The organism is Mesorhizobium sp. P3_A2, assembly GCF_056403115.1.
Window position 1 is genome coordinate 1 of record NZ_JBFUGC010000022.1, and the last position, 19824, is coordinate 19824.

22 protein-coding genes and 3 pseudogenes are annotated in these 19824 nt (G+C 58.7%); 8 read left to right on the plus strand and 17 right to left on the minus strand.

Annotated features, from left to right (window positions below; all coding sequences use genetic code 11):
• The 3 genes and pseudogenes from AC1DXM_RS30635 to AC1DXM_RS30645 all read right to left on the minus strand — a co-directional run.
• Positions 1-247, minus strand: a pseudogene (locus AC1DXM_RS30635) (YihY/virulence factor BrkB family protein); the annotation flags it as partial.
• A gap of 196 nt (positions 248-443) precedes the next feature.
• Entirely contained in the window at positions 444-695 is a 252-nt protein-coding gene (locus tag AC1DXM_RS30640; protein WP_477239135.1) for a GlsB/YeaQ/YmgE family stress response membrane protein, read from the minus strand.
• 126 nt (positions 696-821) lie between these two features.
• Positions 822-1151: a DUF4112 domain-containing protein gene (locus AC1DXM_RS30645; protein ID WP_477239137.1), complete on the minus strand. Its 330-nt coding sequence runs from the start codon at positions 1149-1151 to the stop codon at positions 822-824.
• Here AC1DXM_RS30645 and AC1DXM_RS30650 point away from each other — a divergent pair.
• From AC1DXM_RS30650 to AC1DXM_RS30660, 3 genes and pseudogenes are all read left to right on the plus strand, one after another.
• The gene (locus tag AC1DXM_RS30650) at positions 1079-1840 is read left to right on the plus strand and encodes a hypothetical protein (protein WP_477239197.1); all 762 of its coding nucleotides are present in this window, start codon (positions 1079-1081) and stop codon (positions 1838-1840) included. The two genes, AC1DXM_RS30645 and AC1DXM_RS30650, sit on opposite strands and share 73 nt — an antisense overlap.
• 171 nt (positions 1841-2011) lie before the next feature.
• The gene (locus AC1DXM_RS30655) at positions 2012-2329 is read left to right on the plus strand and encodes a plasmid stabilization protein (protein ID WP_477239139.1); all 318 of its coding nucleotides are present in this window, start codon (positions 2012-2014) and stop codon (positions 2327-2329) included.
• 29 nt (positions 2330-2358) lie between these two features.
• A pseudogene (locus tag AC1DXM_RS30660) lies at positions 2359-2802 on the plus strand (PPC domain-containing DNA-binding protein).
• Positions 2803-2828: 26 nt separating this feature from the next.
• On the opposite strand, the gene AC1DXM_RS30665 reads toward AC1DXM_RS30660, so the two are convergent.
• Positions 2829-3437: a cysteine hydrolase family protein gene (locus tag AC1DXM_RS30665; protein WP_477239141.1), complete on the minus strand. Its 609-nt coding sequence runs from the start codon at positions 3435-3437 to the stop codon at positions 2829-2831.
• Between the two features lie 304 nt (positions 3438-3741).
• Between AC1DXM_RS30665 and AC1DXM_RS30670 the strand changes: the two genes are divergently transcribed.
• Positions 3742-4161: an HD domain-containing protein gene (locus AC1DXM_RS30670; RefSeq protein WP_352590642.1), complete on the plus strand. Its 420-nt coding sequence runs from the start codon at positions 3742-3744 to the stop codon at positions 4159-4161.
• 27 nt (positions 4162-4188) lie between these two features.
• On the opposite strand, the gene AC1DXM_RS30675 is transcribed toward AC1DXM_RS30670, so the two are convergent.
• A complete protein-coding gene (locus AC1DXM_RS30675; protein ID WP_477239143.1) occupies positions 4189-4596 on the minus strand; it encodes a DUF427 domain-containing protein in 408 nt (135 codons plus the stop codon).
• Between the two features lie 1150 nt (positions 4597-5746).
• Here AC1DXM_RS30675 and AC1DXM_RS30680 point away from each other — a divergent pair.
• On the plus strand, positions 5747-6004 hold the full coding sequence (locus AC1DXM_RS30680) for a DUF6894 family protein (RefSeq protein WP_477239145.1): 258 nt from the start codon (positions 5747-5749) through the stop codon (positions 6002-6004).
• A gap of 253 nt (positions 6005-6257) precedes the next feature.
• Here the strand turns inward: AC1DXM_RS30680 and AC1DXM_RS30685 are convergent, their stop codons facing one another.
• Genes AC1DXM_RS30685 through AC1DXM_RS30700 form a run of 4 tightly spaced genes read right to left on the minus strand, consistent with a single transcriptional unit; the run spans position 6258 to position 9956 of the window.
• Positions 6258-7262 (minus strand): ATP-dependent DNA ligase, encoded by a 1005-nt coding sequence (locus AC1DXM_RS30685; RefSeq protein ID WP_477239147.1) that lies wholly within the window; start codon positions 7260-7262, stop codon positions 6258-6260.
• Positions 7259-7882 carry a cupin domain-containing protein gene (locus AC1DXM_RS30690; RefSeq protein WP_477239149.1) on the minus strand — a complete coding sequence of 208 codons (624 nt, stop codon included), beginning with the start codon at positions 7880-7882 and terminating at the stop codon, positions 7259-7261. Before AC1DXM_RS30690 ends, AC1DXM_RS30685 begins: the two co-directional genes overlap by 4 nt.
• Positions 7882-9435, minus strand: a complete 1554-nt coding sequence (locus AC1DXM_RS30695; protein WP_477239151.1) for an FAD-dependent oxidoreductase — start codon at positions 9433-9435, stop codon at positions 7882-7884. Before AC1DXM_RS30695 ends, AC1DXM_RS30690 begins: the two co-directional genes overlap by 1 nt.
• A gap of 14 nt (positions 9436-9449) precedes the next feature.
• Complete coding sequence (locus AC1DXM_RS30700; protein ID WP_477239153.1) at positions 9450-9956, minus strand: YciE/YciF ferroxidase family protein; 507 nt, start codon at positions 9954-9956, stop codon at positions 9450-9452.
• A 51-nt stretch (positions 9957-10007) separates the two neighbouring features.
• Between AC1DXM_RS30700 and AC1DXM_RS30705 the strand changes: the two genes are divergently transcribed.
• Positions 10008-10322 (plus strand): DUF6766 family protein, encoded by a 315-nt coding sequence (locus AC1DXM_RS30705; protein WP_477239155.1) that lies wholly within the window; start codon positions 10008-10010, stop codon positions 10320-10322.
• On the opposite strand, the gene AC1DXM_RS30710 is transcribed toward AC1DXM_RS30705, so the two are convergent.
• The 3 genes and pseudogenes from AC1DXM_RS30710 to AC1DXM_RS30720 all read right to left on the minus strand — a co-directional run bounded on the left by AC1DXM_RS30710 (position 10319) and on the right by AC1DXM_RS30720 (position 11806).
• Positions 10319-10624, minus strand: coding sequence for a hypothetical protein (locus tag AC1DXM_RS30710; protein WP_436258486.1), 306 nt, complete (start codon positions 10622-10624; stop codon positions 10319-10321). The genes AC1DXM_RS30705 and AC1DXM_RS30710 overlap by 4 nt on opposite strands.
• A gap of 204 nt (positions 10625-10828) precedes the next feature.
• Positions 10829-11610, minus strand: a pseudogene (gene xth, locus AC1DXM_RS30715) (exodeoxyribonuclease III).
• A gap of 13 nt (positions 11611-11623) precedes the next feature.
• The gene (locus AC1DXM_RS30720) at positions 11624-11806 is read right to left on the minus strand and encodes a DUF3606 domain-containing protein (protein ID WP_477239157.1); all 183 of its coding nucleotides are present in this window, start codon (positions 11804-11806) and stop codon (positions 11624-11626) included.
• A 299-nt stretch (positions 11807-12105) separates the two neighbouring features.
• Between AC1DXM_RS30720 and ligD the strand changes: the two genes are divergently transcribed.
• Positions 12106-14748: a DNA ligase D gene (ligD, locus tag AC1DXM_RS30725; protein WP_477239159.1), complete on the plus strand. Its 2643-nt coding sequence runs from the start codon at positions 12106-12108 to the stop codon at positions 14746-14748.
• Positions 14749-14946: 198 nt separating this feature from the next.
• Here the strand turns inward: ligD and ku (AC1DXM_RS30730) are convergent, their stop codons facing one another.
• The 5 genes from ku (AC1DXM_RS30730) to AC1DXM_RS30750 form a co-directional block, all read right to left on the minus strand.
• On the minus strand, positions 14947-15756 hold the full coding sequence (gene ku / locus AC1DXM_RS30730; RefSeq protein WP_477239161.1) for a non-homologous end joining protein Ku: 810 nt from the start codon (positions 15754-15756) through the stop codon (positions 14947-14949).
• 12 nt (positions 15757-15768) lie between these two features.
• Positions 15769-16635 carry a non-homologous end joining protein Ku gene (ku, locus tag AC1DXM_RS30735; protein WP_352590573.1) on the minus strand — a complete coding sequence of 289 codons (867 nt, stop codon included), beginning with the start codon at positions 16633-16635 and terminating at the stop codon, positions 15769-15771.
• A gap of 489 nt (positions 16636-17124) precedes the next feature.
• On the minus strand, positions 17125-17817 hold the full coding sequence (locus AC1DXM_RS30740; RefSeq protein WP_477239163.1) for a hypothetical protein: 693 nt from the start codon (positions 17815-17817) through the stop codon (positions 17125-17127).
• The gene (locus AC1DXM_RS30745) at positions 17801-18211 is read right to left on the minus strand and encodes a phage holin family protein (protein ID WP_477239165.1); all 411 of its coding nucleotides are present in this window, start codon (positions 18209-18211) and stop codon (positions 17801-17803) included. Before AC1DXM_RS30745 ends, AC1DXM_RS30740 begins: the two co-directional genes overlap by 17 nt.
• 17 nt (positions 18212-18228) lie before the next feature.
• Positions 18229-18819: a hypothetical protein gene (locus tag AC1DXM_RS30750; RefSeq protein ID WP_477239167.1), complete on the minus strand. Its 591-nt coding sequence runs from the start codon at positions 18817-18819 to the stop codon at positions 18229-18231.
• A gap of 692 nt (positions 18820-19511) precedes the next feature.
• Between AC1DXM_RS30750 and AC1DXM_RS30755 the strand changes: the two genes are divergently transcribed.
• Positions 19512-19715, plus strand: a complete 204-nt coding sequence (locus AC1DXM_RS30755; RefSeq protein ID WP_477239169.1) for a hypothetical protein — start codon at positions 19512-19514, stop codon at positions 19713-19715.
• The last annotated feature ends 109 nt before the right edge of the window (positions 19716-19824 follow it).

The window sequence follows — 19824 nt, forward strand, 5'->3', positions numbered from 1 at the left end:
GTGCGGTTTGAAGGAGACTTGCGCTTTCTGGACCCATCAGGCCTGTGATCTGGGCAGACAAAGCCAATTGCGCGGCTTCGTGGCCGAATGCGAGACCCGCGATTGCCACCACGATGAGCAGAATTGGCGCCAACGATGTCGTGGCGTAGAAAGCAATTGCCGCGCCGTGGCTAAGAGCGTTGTCGTTGACAAACCCAACGACACTTTCTCGCACCATGCCCCATGCATTTGTCAGCGCGCGACGCATTTCGTTTCCGAGTCGAATTGGCGTTCACTAGCAATGCGCCAGCACTTCCGATGTTCCGGTTGGGACTACAGCACGAGTTGCGCACTCCCCTCAAAATCCGAGGGCTAAGCGTCGCAAGAGGGCTGTGAAAAAACGCGTGACCCCTACGACCACGCGCCTCAATCATGAGTAAGAACGTGCAAGCTCGATTGTTGGTTCAGCGTCTAATCATTCGAGCCAGGGCAATCAAAATGCACGCACCGATGAAGCCGGCGACAAGATAGCCAAGCCAGCCGCTTAACGATACGCCAAGCAGCCCGAGAAGGACGTTGGCAAGAATGGCGCCGACGATCCCCAAAATGATGTTCATGAGCACGCCCATATTGCTTTTCATGAACATCTCAGCGAGCCAGCCGGCGATACCGCCGATGACGATAGCAGCTATCCAACCAATGCCTGGATTTTCCATAATTTCCCCTTTACTTGAACCGAAATTGGTTCGGCGGGAAAACGTGCCATACGCCAATAAAGTTCCTCGGGTGAATACTGAGCTACACTCAGGCAGATCGCGTCACCCCCAGGTGCCAGCTTCCGCCTACCTCTGGAGGTGACGACGAAGCAGTCGGATGTTGCGGTTGTTGGCTTTAAAATAGATATCGAAGATTGAACCGAGAATAGGAACGCTTCCCCCTACCGTATCAAGCAGCACGTTCCCTAACATGCGGGCGACCAAGCCATTTCCAGCACCGCAGTTTCGGGCTCGCACCACGATATATGCCGAGACTAGGCCCGTCGCCACATCTCCAAGTACGGGCACCAGACCCACCAGGGCATCCAGTCCAAAACGTATTGATGTTCCTGGAATGCGCCAGCGTGAATCAAGCAACGCGGCCAATAAATCCAACTCGACAATTGTTGTTGCCACCTCAGAATTTCCGCCGCCGCACGGCAAGACCGCATTGGCTGATCATCGACGAAGCGCATCATCTTCTACCTAAACGGCGCGACGATACGCGGGCAATTCTGTCACTGGAATTGCCGGGAACCATTCTTATCACCGTTCACCCTGAGGCAATATCGACCGACGCCTTGAAGCTGGTGACGGCGATCATCGCGCTTGGGCCCAAGGCCAAGGACGTCGTCAAGGCGTTCTGCCATCAAACCGGTATCGAGCCGCCCAAGAATCTACCCATGCCCAAGGGCGCGCGGGTGCTGCTCTGGCGGCCGCATGCCGGCAAGAAACCTAAAACCGTCAAAGTCATCGAGCCACGTCAGTCGCTCAAAAGACACAGCCGCAAATATGACGAGGGTCAACTCGATGAAGCCGGCAGCTTCTATTTCCGTGGCCCCGACAATGCGATGAACCTCAGGGCGCACAATCTGATGATCTTCGCCCAGATCGCCGAAGGCATAGACGACAAGACCTGGGCGTTCCATTTGCGGGCAGGCGACTACTCGGAATGGTTTCGCCATCAGATTCGAGACAAGGATCTCGCCCGCGAAACTGCTGAGGCGGAAAAAGATAAAAAGCTTTCGGCCGAGGAGAGCCGCAAGCATGTGGTCGACGCTGTGCGCCGCCGCTATACGGCTCCCGCGACCGCGCCGGAGGAATAGCGCGCGATAGAGGTCACTATCGTTGATCCCGGTTCGCCTCGGACCCTTCCCGTCGATCTCAACGGCGCTCGGCCATGTGGAGTTGCTTTCTGGCGTCCGGTTGGAACTCAGGCCCCCGTCTTTTCGTTCAAACCCTGTCCAAAAGGAGAAACGGCCATAGGAGAAACAGCCATGCCACGTGGAGAAAAATCGAAATACACCGACAAGCAGGAACGCAAAGCCGATCATATCGCCGAAGGCTATGAGAAGCGCGGGGTTGCCAAAAAGGAAGCCGAACGCCGGGCATGGGCGACTGTCAACAAGGACGATGGCGGCGGCAAGAAGGAAGGCGGCTCCGGTCGCGGCAAACATACCGGCCATCCAGCGGCGCACAATGGCGGCAAAAGCGGCGGAAAGGCTTCGGCCTCGCGCTCTGCAGCAAGCCGCTCTGAATCGGCCAAGAAAGCTGCGGCTACCCGTAAGCGAAACGCCGAACACCATGCCCACTGACGAGCCAAACTGATGTTCGGCGGACAGGCATGAAATCCCGGCTCGTCAACGAGGTCGGCGGTCAACGCACATTTGTGATCGTGCTCGACCCCGGCTAACAGGCGTTTGCCACACTGATCGGTTTCGCAACCGAGCAAGGCGTCAACGGTGCTTCCTTAACTGCCATCGGCGCATTCGAAAGAGCCACCGTCGGCTGGTTCGACCTCGATGCGAAAACCTACCGCAAAATCCCGGTTCACGAACAGTGTGAAGTGCTGAGTGCGATCGGCGAGGTTGCGCTGGGGGATGATGGCAAACCAAGCCTTCACGTCCATGCGGTGCTCGGCCTGAGCGACGGCACCACCCGTGGCGGGCATTTGCTCGAAGCGATCGTTCGCCCGACGCTCGAAATCACACTGGTGGAAACTCCCGGTCACTTACGCCGCCGCAAACGCCCCGAAATCGGCGCCGCCTTGATCGACCTGGGCGTCTGATCGTCCAGATCAGATCGGTCGGATTGTCAAGTCCAGTTCAAGAGAACCACCTCCATCTCGACTGTCTCGACCTGCTGGGCAAATCGCTGGTGATAAACGGTCAGAAGCGCGTCATGCGTCGCGTCGGAAGAACTGCAGAGCGCGTCGGTGACAAGGACCACGCGATAACCGAAATCGATTGCTCCGAGCACCGTGGCCAGAACGCATACGTCGGTTTCGCCGCCAGTGATGACGAGCGTATCGATGTCGCGCTCCGCCAGAAAAGCCCTGAGCCGGCCCTCAAACCAGGGCGAGTAAATGTGTTTGTCGATGACTGCCGCCGGCGGGCAGTAAGCGGCCAATGCCGGCAACAGGTCGACCATTTCGTCGCCGATACTTTCGATCGTCATCGTGGCCCAGTGCTCATAATAGCGCTTCCATGTGCCGACACCCTGCCCCGGCTTCTGGGCAGGCAGGAAGCGCGTGAAGACCGTCTGTTGCGCCTTCCTTTCGACCAGGCTCTCGATGCGAGGGAGCACGCGAGTGATCCATGGAGTCGCCCACTGCGACGGCTCGGCAAATAGCCGCTGCATGTCAACACAGACATGCATGCAGCGGTCGCCCAGAGGCCCGTATGCCAAACCCGGCATCGACATCAGGAAGTCCGTACCCGGTCAGATTTTTTCACGAGCTTTTCCTTGCCGTCGGAGGCATGGATCAGAACGTCCTGTGCCGGCACTCGTTCCTTGTCGCATCAGGAACCGACATCAGCCATCGACGTTTCCGCCTCATGGATCCGATGCCATTCGCTGATAGAGCGCATCGGTAAGGCGAACGGCGATCCGAGGAAATCCTTGAGGCAAGGAACAATGGCCACGGCAGCGACTTGGGGATGAACTCACAAGAAGTTCCTATATCTGCAATTTATCAGCATTTCGACAAGCGGCCGGGACAGCGACGATGAGCATTTTCTATCGAGCGGCTAAGATTGCGGAAGAGGTTCATGCAGCGCAGCGTGACAAGACCGGGCGGCCCTATATCGAGCATTGCCGTCGTGTCGTCGATGCTGTCGAGACGATGGATCAGAAGGTCGTAGCCTATCTGCATGATGTCCTTGAAAAAGGCGAAGGCTGGTCACGAGCCAAGCTGGAGGCGACCGGCTTTGGACCGTCGATTGCTTCGGCGGTCGATGCCATGTCGCGCAGAGACGGCGAGGACTATTTCACGTTCGTGCGGCGGGCTGCATCGAATCCGCTGGCGCTGCCGGTAAAACGCGCTGACCTCGAAGACAACATCTGGCAGTCACGGCAAATTGGAGCCTCGACAGCCAGATACGAAGAAGCCTTGCGCATTCTCGATGAGGAATTCTCCGGGCGCTAGCAAATGCCTGCCAGAGGTCCAACGATACTATTCCCTGACATGTGGCGTGTGCCGTTTGTCCTCCAACGGGTCGACGTCGATGCGCGCCTTTTCCGGGTCGAAAGCGCCATGGCGTGCGATGGCTCGCGCTGCCGTATCCGGCGTCTCGTATGCCCACATGAAGTCATCGGCCGAGCCACCGACGGCATGGACACGCCAATAGCTCGCTGTCCCCTTCAGCGCTGAGCTGCTAGTCGTGTTTGTCTTTTCGAAAAGCTCGAAATAGATGTCCTCGAAAGGGATATAGAACACCGGCTCATGTCCCTCTTCCCTGAGTACCTTCGCGCGCTCCGTGGCCGCGACTATGGCGTCGGAAAATCGCACCGTAACCGTGCCGGCAAACGGTTCTATGGTTAGTGGGCGGTGGTGTCCTGAAGTTGCAACTGAAGTTTGCATCCGAATTCTCCGTGGCTGGCGATTGATCGAGACCATGGAGACGAAATGCGCGGCGATGCATCAGGTTCCAGCTTGTCCGATGAAGCCGAATGACTGCCGAGCCAGGCGCTTTATCGCCTGCCGTAACTGGCGACAAAGCTCGCCAACAGCCCGGAAACCTCTTGTGGGCCTCACGTGTTGCGAAGTGCCAAACCGCGTCCAGGACCCCTCGTTTGTAGAAGGCAGTGAAATGCTCCTCCAGCCCTTCCGACGATGCGATCAGCACAACACGGTCGTCGCCACCATGAAGCGTCAAGGTCGGCAAGGTGATGATCTTGACCGATGTTTGCCGGCGGGCCAGCTCCGCACAGCGGGGATCGGGCTCCGCCTCCCCCAGCCCAACCCGATAGGAATGCAATGTCACATCCGGCCAATGGCCAATCCGGATTTTCGAAGGATGCAGCCACTTCATCGAAAATGGCATCGTCGAACCAGCCCAATGGGCTCCAGCTGTCCCATTGGAATCTGGCGAATTCCTTGCGGTTCTTTCTCACGCACTCGGCGCCACGCGCCGTCGCCATGGACCATTGATACCAGAATGCTTTCGCCTGCTCAGGTGCTGGCGTTGCCGGCTTGCCGGGTTGCCAGCCAAGCGATAGCCCGGCACAGCAACTGATGCGATCGGGAAAAATCAGCGGACTATCGTTGAGCGAACATCCGATGAGTTTGGCGTCTGCTCAAGCGCGGGCATCTGCCTGCCCTACGAATGGAGCTGCTGGAGCGCCGTGAATTGTCGGCCTCCGTCCTCTAGCACTTTGTATCGCGCTGCCAGTCCCTCAACCAGAAGGGTGCTATAACTCGGACGGGATCCCGCAGACACCAGATCTTGGCCAACGGCGAAATCACGTCCGATTGAAATCGTTTCGGCAAGCAAAGCCCGTTCGGCGTCTGAGACAACATCGTGTTGCTCTAGCTGCATAAAAAGAGGTTCAAGCATCTCGTGGTCTTGAGGCTTATTGACGAAGGGGCCCCACCGCCTTGGCAGCGTACGGCCTCCATTTCCAAATGAAGTCACGGCAACAGTTTGATGTATTTTCTCCCAAAGCGCCAGCAGCGAAGGAACCTCGATTCGTCGAGGAGATTTACAGGTGACGTTTGCAGCGAGCTCGCAATGAACCGGTATTTCTTCGATGTTTACAACACTGACGGGCAGGTTCTGGATGAGGAAGGCCAACTTTTCGAGTCGCCCGATCGCGCGCGAGCGGAGGCCTTGCGCATCCTCCACGACGTCGCGCGCGATGAAATGCCTGACCGTGACCTGGTCAAACTTACCGTGAAGGTTAGGGGTGGCGACGGCGCCCAAATGTTTGAAGCATCGCTCATCTTAACCGCGGGTTGGAGTGCATCGTTATCCGTTCCGCTAAAGTAAGGGCACTGTGGGCGCGCGAATATGGTGTCGGCCGTAGGCGCACGAACAGGCGAGCCGTCATCCGTCAGTGTCGTCGCTTCGTTCACCCTTCTTCTTGTGCGATTCCCACGACACCTTTCACTATGCATTGTCCGACGACCGAGAGAGGCGTTGGCGTGCTCTCATGCTTTTAGAAAACGATCGGCGTTCATGGTCATTGAAGGCCTCTTCCCGTCTTAACGGAGAGCAAAGCCGATGCTGCAACCGACGTGTCTTAGCGGAACTGGTCAAATGTGCATTGGCTGGGCGACTTGTCCGGACGCCAGCGCAGCAGCTTTGTGCCATGCCGGAAGCGATCACCCGTTACATGATCGAAGCGCACCTCCACGACCAACTCCGGGCGCAGGGGCTCCCATTCGCCACTCCGTTCCGTGCTCCATCGGCTTGGCCCGCCCGGTGCCTTGCCAGTGAAGCCTGGCGGTTCGCGCAATGCTTCCAACCGATGGGTCAGTTCGGTGCGTTCGTCATTGGAGATCGTGGATGTAAAGCCTACATGATCGAGCCTGCCATCCTTGTCATAGAGGCCGAGCAGGAGGGATCCGGCCTCGCGCCTGTCGGCGAGATAGCGGAAGCCTCCGACGACACAGTCAGCCGTCCGCATCCGCTTGACCTTCACCATGGCGCGTTCGCCGGGAAGATACGGCCCATCCAGCCGCTTGGCGATTACGCCGTCGGTATTGCCGCCCGAGTCCTGCAGCCACTTTTTGGCCTGCATAAGATCCAAGGTCGCGGGCGAAAGTTGTATGTCCGCACTGCCTATTGACTGAACCAACCTCTCCAGCGCGGCACGTCTCCTGGAGAGCGGTCGATCGGTGAGAACTTGTCCGGTCGGATCGGCCAGCATATCGAACACCATCAGCTTGGCGGGCGTCTCGACCGCCAGTTTGCGAATGCGGCTTTCGGCCGGATGCAGACGCATCTGCAAGGCGTCAAAGGAATAGCTACCGGTGCGTTCGATCAGAATCTCACCATCGATGACGAATTGCGCTGCCGGCAGGTTGCACAAGCGATCGACAAGCTCAGGAAAATAGCGGGCGAGCGCCTTTCCGGACTTGGCGCGAATATCTACCGCATTGCTGGCCTTGAACGACAAACACCGAAATCCATCCCACTTAGGCTCATATTGCCAGACACCCTGTTCCACGGGAATAGCCTCCGCACGTTTGGCTTCCATGGGAGCAGTGTCGATCGGCAGGAGAAATGGGGCGGAAGCGCTCATTTTGCTTCCCGCCTTTCGCGCGACACCCTCCAGAGATCGGAAAGTGGACCGCTGCTACCGTAGACGGGATCCTGCCGCGGTTTCGCGACTTTGGGAATGGTCTTGACCGCCCGGGCATGGTCCTCCTTGCCTTTGCATTCGTCGTAGATCCCGTCCAGCGGATAGGCGCCGACCACTAGAAAGTCGTCTTCGGCATACAGACATCCGTGGCCAGTGCCTGCCGGCAGGACAGCGACGTCCCCCGCCTTCATCGTCAGCGAGCGGCCGCGCTTGCCGCCGAACTGCACCTTGGCCGATCCCCGAGCTACTCCGAGAACTTCGTGAATGCGGGAATGGTAGTGAACATAGTTGTAGATGCCATTCCGCCAGGACTTTTGCCAGCCGTTGCGTGCGAAGAGGTCCTCAAAGATTGCAGCTGGATCGTACTTGGCAGGCAGTTTCGCAACGCCATGATACACGCCCAAAGGCCAGTACGGATGATTGGGGATGATGCCATCATCCTTGAAAAGGAACGTGTTCGCCTTGCGTGATCGCAACAGACGCTCGAGATCGTCGCTTGAGGGCCGCTGCCAGCCTGTCACCTTCTCGACGAACTCTTTTCCGCTTTCGAGTATTGGCATCACGTCTGCCCAGCCGGCGAGTCCACTGGTTGGAGGGCCGCGACCGCAGGGCCGTTGAGTACGGTCCCGTCGGGAGCGAAATGCGAGCCGTGACAGGAGCAGTCCCAGCACTGCTCGGTGGAATTCCAGGCCACTTCACATCCGGAATGCGTGCAGACGGCCGAATGAAGATGCAGCTTTTCAGCCATGTCGCGGCAGGCGGCGATTTTGCGCACGCCGGCGCGAACAATCCCGCCCTGACCAGGCGCCAGCGCGTCCAGCGACTCCAAATCGCCCGGTAGCAGATAGCCTGCGAGATTTCTGACCGCCGACAGGTTTTCCCGGACATAATTGATCACGCCTGAGGGCGTCTTGCGCGAAGGATCATAGACCCCGGCCCATGGGTTCTCCTCCCCCGAAATCAGATCCTTCAAGAGCACGCCGGAGAGGGCGCCATGCGTCATGCCCTGGCCGGAGTCTCCAGTGACCACATAGACCGAAGAGCTGCCCGGATTTAAACCGATGAAGGCGCAATAGTCGATCGTGTCCAAAACCTGCCCCGACCAGCGCGTGACCTCTTTGGCCAAGTTTGGCACGAGTTGGCGTATCCAGGCCTCGATCGCCTCGAAGCGGATCTCGCCGTCGTCGGCTTCGCCGGATTTGTGATCGGCCCCTCCCGCGATCAGATAATCGACCGAACCGGGGCCAGGGTTCAAACGGACATAGTGATAGGGGTCGGCCGTATCCCAGAAAAGCGCGTCCGGCAGATCGCCGCGCGGCAGGGTGAAGGCCATCGCATAAGTGCGATAAGGCGACATCTTCGTGTGGAGCTTGAAGCGGTCGTTGATGGGGGAATTGGTTGCAACGACGGCAGTCGCCGCTTCAACAACGCCACCATTTTCGGTCGAGACGCGCACGCCACCATCAGGCAATTCCTCGACGGCAAGCACCGGGCTATTCGCAAAGATACGACCGCCCTGTTCACGGATGACTCCGGCCAAACCGCGAAGATATCGCAGCGGATGGAACGTCGCCTGATTCGGATAGCGCAGGACCGGTGCGTTCTCGAAACCCTTAAGCGGCACGCCTGTCACCAGCTCGGCCGCTGCCCCTACTCTACGGGCCGCATCCAGCTCTTCCCGTCGCTGATCCCGGGCATCGTTGAAGTCGACGCCCATCGCCGGAAAAAGGAATGCGTCCAGCCTGCGGAAATTGCAATCGAGCCCTAACCCAGCGACGTTCTGCTCAATGCGCGCAACCGCTGCCTCTTGGCTTTCCTGGAATAGCCTTGCGGTCTCTTGGCCGCGCAGGTTGATCAGCGCGCTCAAACCGTCGTCGCAAATCGGCGCCAGATGTGCAGTCGTTCGTGATGTCATGCCGCCGGCGATCAATCCTCGATCGAGGACAATCACCTTTTGCCCGATGCTGGCAAGCTCGTAGGCGACTGACAGCCCCGCGACGCCTGATCCGATGATGACGGTGTCGCAGTTTTGCTTTCCGGTGAATCGCGGCGCATCGGGATAGACGTCGACCTTCATCCATAGAGATCGGGTTTGTTCACCAAGCGCGTTCATGCCAGCCACCGCCGTCACCTGGATGCCTTCTGGTTGACCTTTCGCTCGGCGATTGTCGTCAGCTTCTTGTCGGCCGCCTTTTCCTCGTTGAGGGTCGTATTGAGAAGCCGGGCGACGGCCTCGTTGCCGCGGTCCTGCGCCCAGGCGATCAACGTTCCGTAACGGGTTATCTCGTAGTGTTCGACGACTTGCGCTGCAGCTATCAAGGCCGCGTCGAGTACCTTTTTCTCGGCAACTTCGCCGGCTATCTCATCTGCTTCCTTGATGATGCCGTCAATCGCAGGGCAGGTCGTTGCCTTGGGCTTTTCGCCGATCAGCTCGAAAGCCTGCTCGAGGCGTTGAACGTGTTTTTCCGTTTCCGCAAGGTGCGTTTTGAAAGTAGCTGCCAGGTCGCGATTCGTCGCTTTTTCCGCCATGTCAGGCAGTGCCCTCAAAATCCGCTTCTCCACATAATAGATATCCTGCAAGACATGCAGGAACAGATCGTCGATTGTCTTGATGTCTTTCGTAAACAACCCCACGGCACGCTCCCGGTTTCCCATCCTTGAAGGATCTTTTGACAACGCGCGGATTTGCCAGCTGTTCCGGTCACTCTGACTTCCTTAGCGGCGCTTCGGCACGGCGAAGAGGTACGGTCGCTCGCCAGCTACCTCATGAATGCCGCCTTCTGGTTCGAATTGTTCCAGAACTGGCAGTCTCAGCTCATGTCAACTGCGCTGCTTGTCGCTTGTCCATTTCTCAAGCGTTTCGGAAGGCTGAATAGACCTTCGGCGACACAGCCTCGTAGCCGCAGCGTTTGCGGCTCGCGACAAACCACACTGAAAGAATTCAGCACAGGGTCGTATTCGCTCTTGCGGTTGGATGTCGAAGGCATGTGTCAACCCTAGACGAGGGCCATCGGCATATAGCGAATGATCACCTTGTCCTGCCGAAAACGTCGTTCGAGTTCGGTGCGGCGCTCATGCCAATTCGCCAGGTCGATTTCCTCCACCATTACCTCGAAGATGACAATGTCGTCGTTATGGGATTCCGCGCCTTGCCGCCATAGACCCTCCGCGGGCGCCTGATAGTAGGCCGTAACTCCTTTGAATCGGCCTGCGAGTTCTTCCTTGACCTGATCGAAATCGTGTCGTGCGAAAGGTTGGCCGGCATTGTCGGCCCGCGGGAGAAGGATTTGGAAAAGGTGCATGTCCGCACTCGCTGAAAAAGCATTCAACGATTGATAAGCTCACGCGTTCCTTGTTGGGAGCGTGTCGCGTCTCGGCCGAGCCTACATCGGGGGTCCTTGTTTTTACCGCCCACTAGCGGTCGCCATGCTGAGTTTGAATCGGGAAGGCGAACCCCATGGCGAGCAGCCTCTTGGCTCTAAACAGCCTTCCTCTGCCGTCTTCGGTCAATCGAGCTCTATCCAGGCCGGCGCGTGGTCGCTCGGCTTTTCCCATCCTCGAGTATCGATGTCTACGCCGGCACCTCTCAGCTGGCCGGCAAGCGATGGGCTCACCAGCAGATGATCCATGCGCAGGCCGGAGCTCCGATCGTACCCGCCCCGATAGGAGAAATTCCAATAAGTGTAGATGCCTTTCTCAGGGTGGATGCGCCTGACGGCATCGATCCAGCCCTGCTGGAGCATCGTGGCATAAGCTTCCCGGCTTTCCGGGAAATAGACCGCATCACCTAACCATCGGCTCGGAACGACTGCGTCAATCGGCGTCGGCACCACGTTATAGTCGCCGCAAAGCACGACGGGCGCGCCTTTTTCGAGCAGCGGCTTGGCATAACTGATGAGGCGCTCAAACCAGCGCAGCTTGAAGTCGAACTTTGGGCCGGGCGCCGGATTACCATTGGGCAGGTAAAGGCATCCAACGATCAACCCGTTTATCTCGGCCTCGATATAGCGGCTATGCGTATCATCGATGTCCCCGGGCAGGCCGCGCCTTCGTTCCATCGGTTCGGCACCCCGCGCAAGGATGGCCACGCCGTTATAGGATTTCTGACCATGCCAAATCGCGCCGTAACCCGCTGCGCGGATTGCTTCGGCCGGAAACTTTTCGTCCGAAGTTTTCAGTTCCTGCAGGCAGATGATGTCGCAGGGGTCTCAGCCAACCATCTCAGAAGTACGGGCAACCGACCATTGACGCCGTTCACGTTGAAGGTGGCAATGCGAGTGGCCGGCATTGTTGGCGTGCCTCTATTTCCTGCCCAGCTTATCCTCGACCTTTTTGCGGCTGTTGCCCATCGACCTCACCGCCGACTTCACAGCATCTTTGCTGGCGCCGGTCTTGCCGGCTTCATAGCGCACCTCGTGATCCGGCCTACCGGCAACCTTGACCCGATCCTGGTTGCGCCCGCACGTCGTACCACTGGTGGACATCTCTTCCTCCGAGTTTGCCGCTTCAATGCTTCACAACGCGGCCGGACTCTTTAGGTTCATCCGGCAGCGACAAGAGACGTGAAGTTGGACAGCACGCTTCGGCTGCCATTTGGGGTCCGGAGGAGGCGCACAAAGACTGGCTAAAAGATTTTGACCGCGTCGGTTTGTCCGAGCTCCCTGTACGACATAAGCCTCCGCCGTCGGTGTGAGTTCAGCGAGGTTCGATATCTCGCTCGGCTCAAGGAACCACTTGTTAGTCCGAACCATTCTTCGAGAAGTGCCGTACGTCCGAGGAATAGATGGCGACCGACAAGCTCTCAAAGTACAAATCGAAGCGTGATTTCGAACTCACGCAGGAACCGAGCGGAAAGGAAGCGATCAGACCGTCTAACCGGCGGCGGTTCGTCATCCAGAAACACGACGCCACCCGGCTCCATTATGATCTCAGGCTAGAACTCGACGGCGTCTTCAAATCCTGGGCGGTGACCCGCGGACCTTCGCTTGATCCGCATGACAAGCGTCTTGCGGTTGAAGTCGAAGATCATCCGCTCGACTATGGGGACTTCGAAGGCACGATTCCGAAGGGGCAGTATGGCGGCGGCACGGTGATGCTCTGGGACCGGGGCTATTGGGAACCGGTGGGTAAGAAGAGCCCTGAACAGGCATTGGCGAAAGGCGACTTCAAGTTCACGTTGGAAGGAGAGCGGCTGCACGGCAGCTTCGTTCTGATCCGGATGGCCAACGACCGGGAGCGAGGCAAGCGTACGAACTGGCTGCTGATCAAGCATCGCGACGCGTTTTCGGTCGAGGAGGATGGCGACGCTATTCTGGACAAAAATGTCACCTCGGTGGCCTCCGGCCGCACCATGGAGGGGATTGCTTCAGGGAAAGGCCGCAAGCCCAAACCTTTTATGCTGCAGGGCGGAAAGGTGGGCGCCAATGCGGTGTGGGATAGCCGCAGCGGCCTGGCCGCTCAGGAGCGCAAGGAGAAAGCTCGCGGCAAGAAAAAGGCGGATGCGACCAGACCGGTCGATCTACCAGAATTCATCGCCCCGCAGCTCTGCGACACTCTGGCGAGGCCTCCATCGGGCAGCGGATGGCTGCACGAAATCAAGTTTGACGGATATCGCATCCAGATGCGCATACTCGACAGCGACGCGACACTGAAGACGCGCAAGGGACTAGACTGGACCGCCAAGTATCCCGCGATCGCACGGGCGGCCAGCGATCTCCCGGACGCAATCATCGATGGCGAGATATGTGCGCTGGATGAGAATGGCGCTCCGGATTTCGCCGCCCTTCAGGCCGCCCTGTCCGAAGGCAAGACTGATGCGCTGGTCTATTTTGCATTTGACCTGCTCTTCGACGGCTCCGAAGACCTGCGTGCGCTGCCGCTTTCGGAACGGAAGGCTCGCTTGCAGCACTTCCTGTCCGATGCGCGAGATGATGCCCGCATACGCTTTGTCGAGCACTTTGAAACCGGCGGCGATGCGGTGCTGCGCTCGGCCTGCCGATTGTCGCTTGAGGGAATCGTGTCGAAGCGTGCCGACGCGCCCTATGTTTCAGGTCGTACCGAGACCTGGGCAAAGTCCAAATGCCGCGCCGGCCACGAGGTCGTCATCGGCGCATATGCCACCACCAACGGGAAGTTCCGATCGCTTCTGGTTGGTGTCAACCGCGGCGATAGGTTCGTCTATGTCGGGCGCGTCGGTACCGGCTACGGCGCCGCGAAGGTGAAGGACCTATTGCCTAAGCTGAAGGCGCTCGAAACGACGAAATCCCCGTTCACAGGCATCGGCGCTCCGAAGAAAGACCGCGGTGTCGTCTGGCTCAAGCCGGAGCTCGTGGCGGAGATCGAATTCGCCGGCTGGACATCCGATGGTCTTGTTCGGCAGGCGGCATTCAAGGGGTTGCGGGCGGACAAGCCGGCCGAGGAGGTCGAGGCCGAGAAGCCGGCCTCGCCGACGACGACGGAGGTATCCCGGCCTGCGACACCGACATGGCCGAAACCTTCTCGGCGTGGCGGCAAGGTCGATGTCATGGGCGTACTGATCTCCAACCCCGAAAAGCCCTTGTGGCCCGATGCCAACGACAGCGCGCCGGTCACCAAGGAAGACCTCGCCCGCTACTACGAAGCAGTCGGCGCGTGGATGATCAAGCACATCCGCGGCCGGCCGTGCTCGATCATAAGGGCGCCGGACGGGGTCGGCGGCGAGCAGTTCTTCCAGCGCCATGCGATGGCTGGCACCTCCAATCTTCTGGAATTGGTAACGGTATTCGGTGACAGAAAGCCTTATCTGCAGATCGATCGTATCGAAGGGCTCGCTGCAGTGGCCCAGATCGGTGCGGTTGAACTGCATCCCTGGAATTGCGAGCCCCATCAGCCGGAGGTGCCAGGCCGTCTGGTCTTCGACCTCGACCCTGGTCCAGACGTTCCCTTTTCCATGGTTGTGCAAGCGGCCAGGGAAATGCGCGAGCGGCTTGACGACCTCGGGCTCGTCAGCTTCTGCAAGACGACCGGCGGAAAGGGCCTGCATGTCGTGACGCCGCTCGCTGTCAGCCGCACCAAGCTCACCTGGCCGGTGGCCAAGGGTTTTGCGCACGACGTCTGCCTTGCCATGGCGCATAACAACCCTGAGCTCTATCTGACTAAGATGGCGAAGAACCTGCGCCACGGGCGCATCTTCCTCGACTATCTGCGCAATGACCGCATGGCCACGGCGGTTGCGCCGCTCTCGCCGCGCGCGCGGCCCGGATCGACGGTATCGATGCCGCTGACCTGGACGCAGGTTAGGGCCGATCTCGACCCGAACCGCTACACGCTGCGCACCGTGCCCGGGTTGCTCGCGAAGAGTAAGGCCTGGAAGGATTACGACAAAGGTCATCGTCCTCTGGAGCCGGCCATCAGACGGCTGGGAAGGACGATGAAGCAGGCTGCCTGATCAGATCTGCGTCCGCTCATGTCGAACAACGCGGCATCGGCCTTTACCTCGCGCAGTCTCTGATAGGACGCGTGCCGCAACTTTCCGTCGTTGCGGTTGCGTCGGCTCGCGTTTCCGCAAGCGGCGAGACTGAACTGTTCATTCACGGAGTGCTCGCATTGTGACTACCGGCCCACCGGTCTGGGTGATCGGCGCATCCTAGCGCTTGCCCGGACGGTTCTCCGCCTCGACGGATTTACGCAACGCGTCCATGATGGTGATGACGTTGTTGAGAGTGGCCTTCGACTCAGCGCCCTTGGCCTTTGTCGGACGCTTCGTCTTCTTACGCTTGGCCTCGATGATCTCCAGCAGCTTGCCCTGAACCGGATCTGACACCAGCGTGCTATCCCAATGGCGCGTCTGCTTCTTGATGAACTGTTGGATCAGCGGCATCATCTCGGGGTCGGACATTGTGCCCTCGATGCCCTCGAAGTAGGCCTGTTCGTCGCGAACCTCGTCACCATAGCGCAACGTCCACAAGACGATGCCTTTGCCGCGCGGCTCAAGCATGACGGCGCGTTCCCGACGCGAGATCACCAGTCGTGAGATGCCGACCATGTCCTCCGCTGCCATGGCATCCCGGATGACCGAGAATGCCTCCTCCCCGACCGGATCGTTTGGCGACAGGTAATATGGCGTGTCGAGCCAGATCCATTCGATGGAATCGCGCGGAGAGAAGACCTCGATATCGATGGTCCTGGTGCTGTCGAGGGCGACGGTTTCGAGCTCCTCGTCTTCGAGGATGATGTAGTCGTTCTCGCCGCGCTGATAGCCCTTAACCTCGTCTTCCTCTTTCACCTCCTTGCCGGTGACCGCATCGACGTAATGACTGACGACGCGGTTGTGCGTCTCGCGATTGAGCGTATGGAACCGGACCTTTTCGCTCTCTGAGGTCGCCGGCATCATCTGCACGGGGCAAGTTACCAATGAGAGCTTCAGATAGCCTTTCCAGTATGGGCGGACCGCCATGACAACCTCCGATCAGGCAGCGCGCTTCGTGCTTGCGGCACGCCCGGGCTGCGGCTTCCGATCACTGGTGGTCTTCGCTGCAGTGCGTTTCGGCTTTTCACTGGCTCCCATTCCGGCGCTTTGTCGCAAGGCTTGCAGCAGGTCGTTCTTCTTCGCGGGCGGCGGCGCCTTCTTCTTGGGCAGAGCCTTGCCCTCGATCTTTGCCTTGACCAGTTCGGCGACCGCCGCTTCATAGCGATCGTCGAAGCTCTTCGCGTCGAAAGCGCCCTTCTTGGAGTTGATGATGTGCTTGGCGAGGTCCAGCATCTCCCCGTCGATCTCCATTTGGGCTATGTCGTCGAAAGCCTCCTTTGCGGAGCGGACCTCATAATCGAAATTCAGCGTCGTGCCGATCAGGCCTTTCCCATGGGGGCGGATCAGAACCGTACGCAGGCGCCGGAACAACACCGTGCGCGCAAGCGCCGCAACTTTCGCCTGTCGCATGCCGTCACGCAGCAGCCTGAAGGCATCGGCGCCCATTTTGTCGGGGATGAGGTAGTAGGGCTTATCGAAATAGACGTCATCGATCTCGTCGCACGGCACAAAGGCCTCGATCTTGAGGGTCTTGTCGCTATCGGGAACTGCAGCTGCAACCTCTTCCGGTTCAAGGACAACGTAATCGCCATTCTCGATCTCGTATCCCTTGACCTGGTCTTCCCGCTCGACCGGATCGCCTGTCTCGCTGTCGACGAACTCGCGTCGGACCCGGTTGCCGGTAGCGCGGTTGAGCGTGTTGAAGGCGATGCGCTCAGCGGATGAAACTGCCGTATAAAGCGCCACGGCGCAGGCAACTTCTCCGAACTTGACATAACCCTTCCAATTCGCACGCGCGGACACCATCGAACTCAAAACTCCGACACAACCCATACGAGTCATCAAGCGAATCTTGGCCGTGAAGGTTCCGAGTCAAAAACGAATCTAATTTCAATGGGTTGGCGATACGACCGGTGCGCAAATCTGCTTCAACGGCTTCGCTTGCGGTTCTGAAGCCGTTCGCGGGCGGCGTCGACGGGCTGCACATGAGAGCAGATTGTCACTCCTATCGTTACCCGAAGGCCAAAATATTACGTCGCAAGAACTTAAAGATCCTGCGACCAAGCTCTGAGATGGCCTCTCCTCTCGATGGGCATCTCGAAGGTGGAAGTCTGGACAAGAAGAGCCTTTGCACGGTCGATTGCACCGAGAGCGCCATCAACGTCCTCGCCTCGTGCCATTTCGACAGTTACAGATTCCCCGCCCTCCCCCTCAAAAACTACTCGAATAAGAGGCAGGCCTGAGGACGCCGCGGCAGGTCCAATGTTGATTCCGACGATCTGCATGGGAAGTCCTTCAATTTTTCAGTGACGAAGGCTTTCGCCGGTTCGATCGGTGATTTCCTTGATCGTGCTCATCCGCATGGCCGAGCGAGTCGCTGGCTACGGTCAATACTGCCAGGAACGCAGCGGCGTATCTGGCAAAGCCGAAGGCCTGCGCGGCGGCCAATTTCGCACCGCGCGCATGTTCAGCGATAAACTTGTCCGCGGCATCCTGAACTTCAGCCCCAGCCTTGCCGAACAGGTCGCGCTCTTTTGCCGTAGACTTAAACGCCTTCCCGATAATGTGGCCGATCAACAGGCTTCCCGCAGATCCGGCGAGCACCCTTGCGCGCGTCAGGTTTGTAATCGCCTTGCCCGTATGGGTTTCGTAACGCATTGACGCTGCGTCCGAATGCGTGGCGCTGCCAACGAGGTCGACAGCGTCGTGACCGATGCCTGCGGGGCCGCGGGCACTCCGCCGGCCCGCGTCGAATATGACAAATGCGCCCAACGCGACCGCTGCGGCGGCGCCGCCGTTATCCTTCACAGCGTCGGACACACCGCCAAGAGCCTTAGCAACTTTCTGCTTGGCGTATCGCGTCGACGCGTCGACCAGATTTCGGGGCTGCAGCCGCCGGCTTATTTCGCTGACCGGCTCAAACAAAGCCTGACGCTCTGTTCGGCTCTGCAGCATGATTTCCCGCATCTCTTCATTGAGTTGAGCCAAAACGCATCCCCTGTTTCAATGTTGCGATGTCAGTGCGCACCTGATTGACGGTCTCGACCGGTGTGATGGTCCATCCCGCAAGCGCTCGCTTGGCAAGATAGAGCGACAGTACTCCGCCCACCCCCAGCAAAACGCCGACGACCAAACACGCGACCATCGGATTCACACCGAGGTGGATCATCGCGAGGATCAGGAACTGGACCATCGCGAAAGCTGCGAGGATAAAGAGCGCTAGTGCGGCGATGCCACATGCGCCCGACGATACGATCGTCGACGTCTTGACCTTCATCTCCGCCCTGAGAAGGCGAAGGTCGAGGCGCATCAGCGAAGCGAATTGGCTTAACACTTCGCTGAACACGCTTCCTAAGGATCGGCGATCGGTACCATCATCCATTTGGAGTGCTCCTCCTCTCAGGACCGATCAGAGCTTCGCATGATGCGGGTGAGAACCACGCCGGCCAGGATGCCGACGCCGAAGAAGGCGGCAGGCTGACGCTGGGCGAATTTTGTAACGGAGTCCAGCAACTCACCCACGTTGCGGTCCCTGATATCGGACGAAATCCGCTCCACCCCTTCGGCGGCGGTGCGGACCATGCCAGCAACCTGGGGCGATTGCTTCTCGATGCCGTCGGCTGCTTCTTTGACGGAATGGGCGATATTGGCGATCGCGTCGGCGCCCGCGGTCTTGTTCGTCTCCACCGCTTCTTTGAATGCTCCAGCAGCATCCGATGCCACCGAGCCGGCATAATTTTTCGCGTCAGTGGATACGGAAGCGGCAGCGCTCTTGAGGTGTGTTGCAGTTTCGGCCGCGCTGGACTTCAACTTGCCGATTGCTTCCTTGCTTTTTTCGGTCTGGCGGGTATCGGTCTTGTCCTGCCATTCATTTCCCCCAGAGGGTCCGCTGAGGTCGTTGTTTATGGGCGTGTTCACGTTTTTTCGCTCCTGTTCCTGAAATTGATCTTGTGAATTGAACTTCACCAACGGCACCCAGTTCCTGCTCAAATCGAATATTCCTGGCGCACAACGGGGCCCTTGAAATCAAGTGACAACCCTTGGTGAGTCCCTCACTCGCGGCGGTTGCTCCGCAGAAGCTGAAGGCATTTTTGAAACCCGGCGGCTTGGCCTGTTCCCGAGGCGACGATTGCGTTCGCGGACCGAGCGCGAACTTCGAGCCGCCATCACAATCAACCTGTTCAGGCGGGCGTCAGGAGCGAGACCTTGGCCGTCTGACGCGGCACGACGAATGGACGCTTCGTGAGCGCTCCCCTTGAACGCACAGGCGGGCGGCAGGCAAGCTCATCGTTTCGTGCCGGCAATTGCCAAGCGGCCTGTTACGCCTACACCTGGGAGTCCAGCCTACCTATCCTTCTGGGACAGACGGGAGCACGGCGAAGGCTGGCTAAAAAGCGCCGATCTTTGCGATAATGAAGGCAACCGCAAGTGCGCGGTGGCGATTGCGAGAGCTTCGAATTGAGAAGCCAAATGGGATGTGCAGATAAGGAAGACCTCACCTCGCGCAGCACTGATCGAATCAGAAAAATTCGTGAGAATTTTGCTGCCGGTCAGTGAGAGAGGCCGCCGATGAGCAGGCAAAAAACCAAATGTGGTCTTGGTCCCCTGTTGTCCAGTCTCGCTGCGGTGGAACGGGTTGTCATAACGCGCGTTGCTCCAAAAGCTTAACAGGGGAACGCAGAATGGACGAGGATCTCTGTATGAAAATCGCGCGAACCGACCTCTCTTTAACCGATTCGAGCAGCGACATGGCTGCCATCATGTCGGGGGTCGCGACTACAGTTGAGGATTTCCTCGTCGGCGCCGAAGACGGTCTGGCCCATCGGCAGAGCTATGATGGAATTTATTGTGAAACCATCAGACGGTCAGAAGCGTCGGGCGCATAGCGAAAACACCCGTCTGTCAGTCTCGTCAATCAGCGCTTGTACGCGCTTCAACAAAGGCTAGTCGATTGTCTAAGAGTTCTGCGCGAACGCTATCTTTGTCGGGATTGCT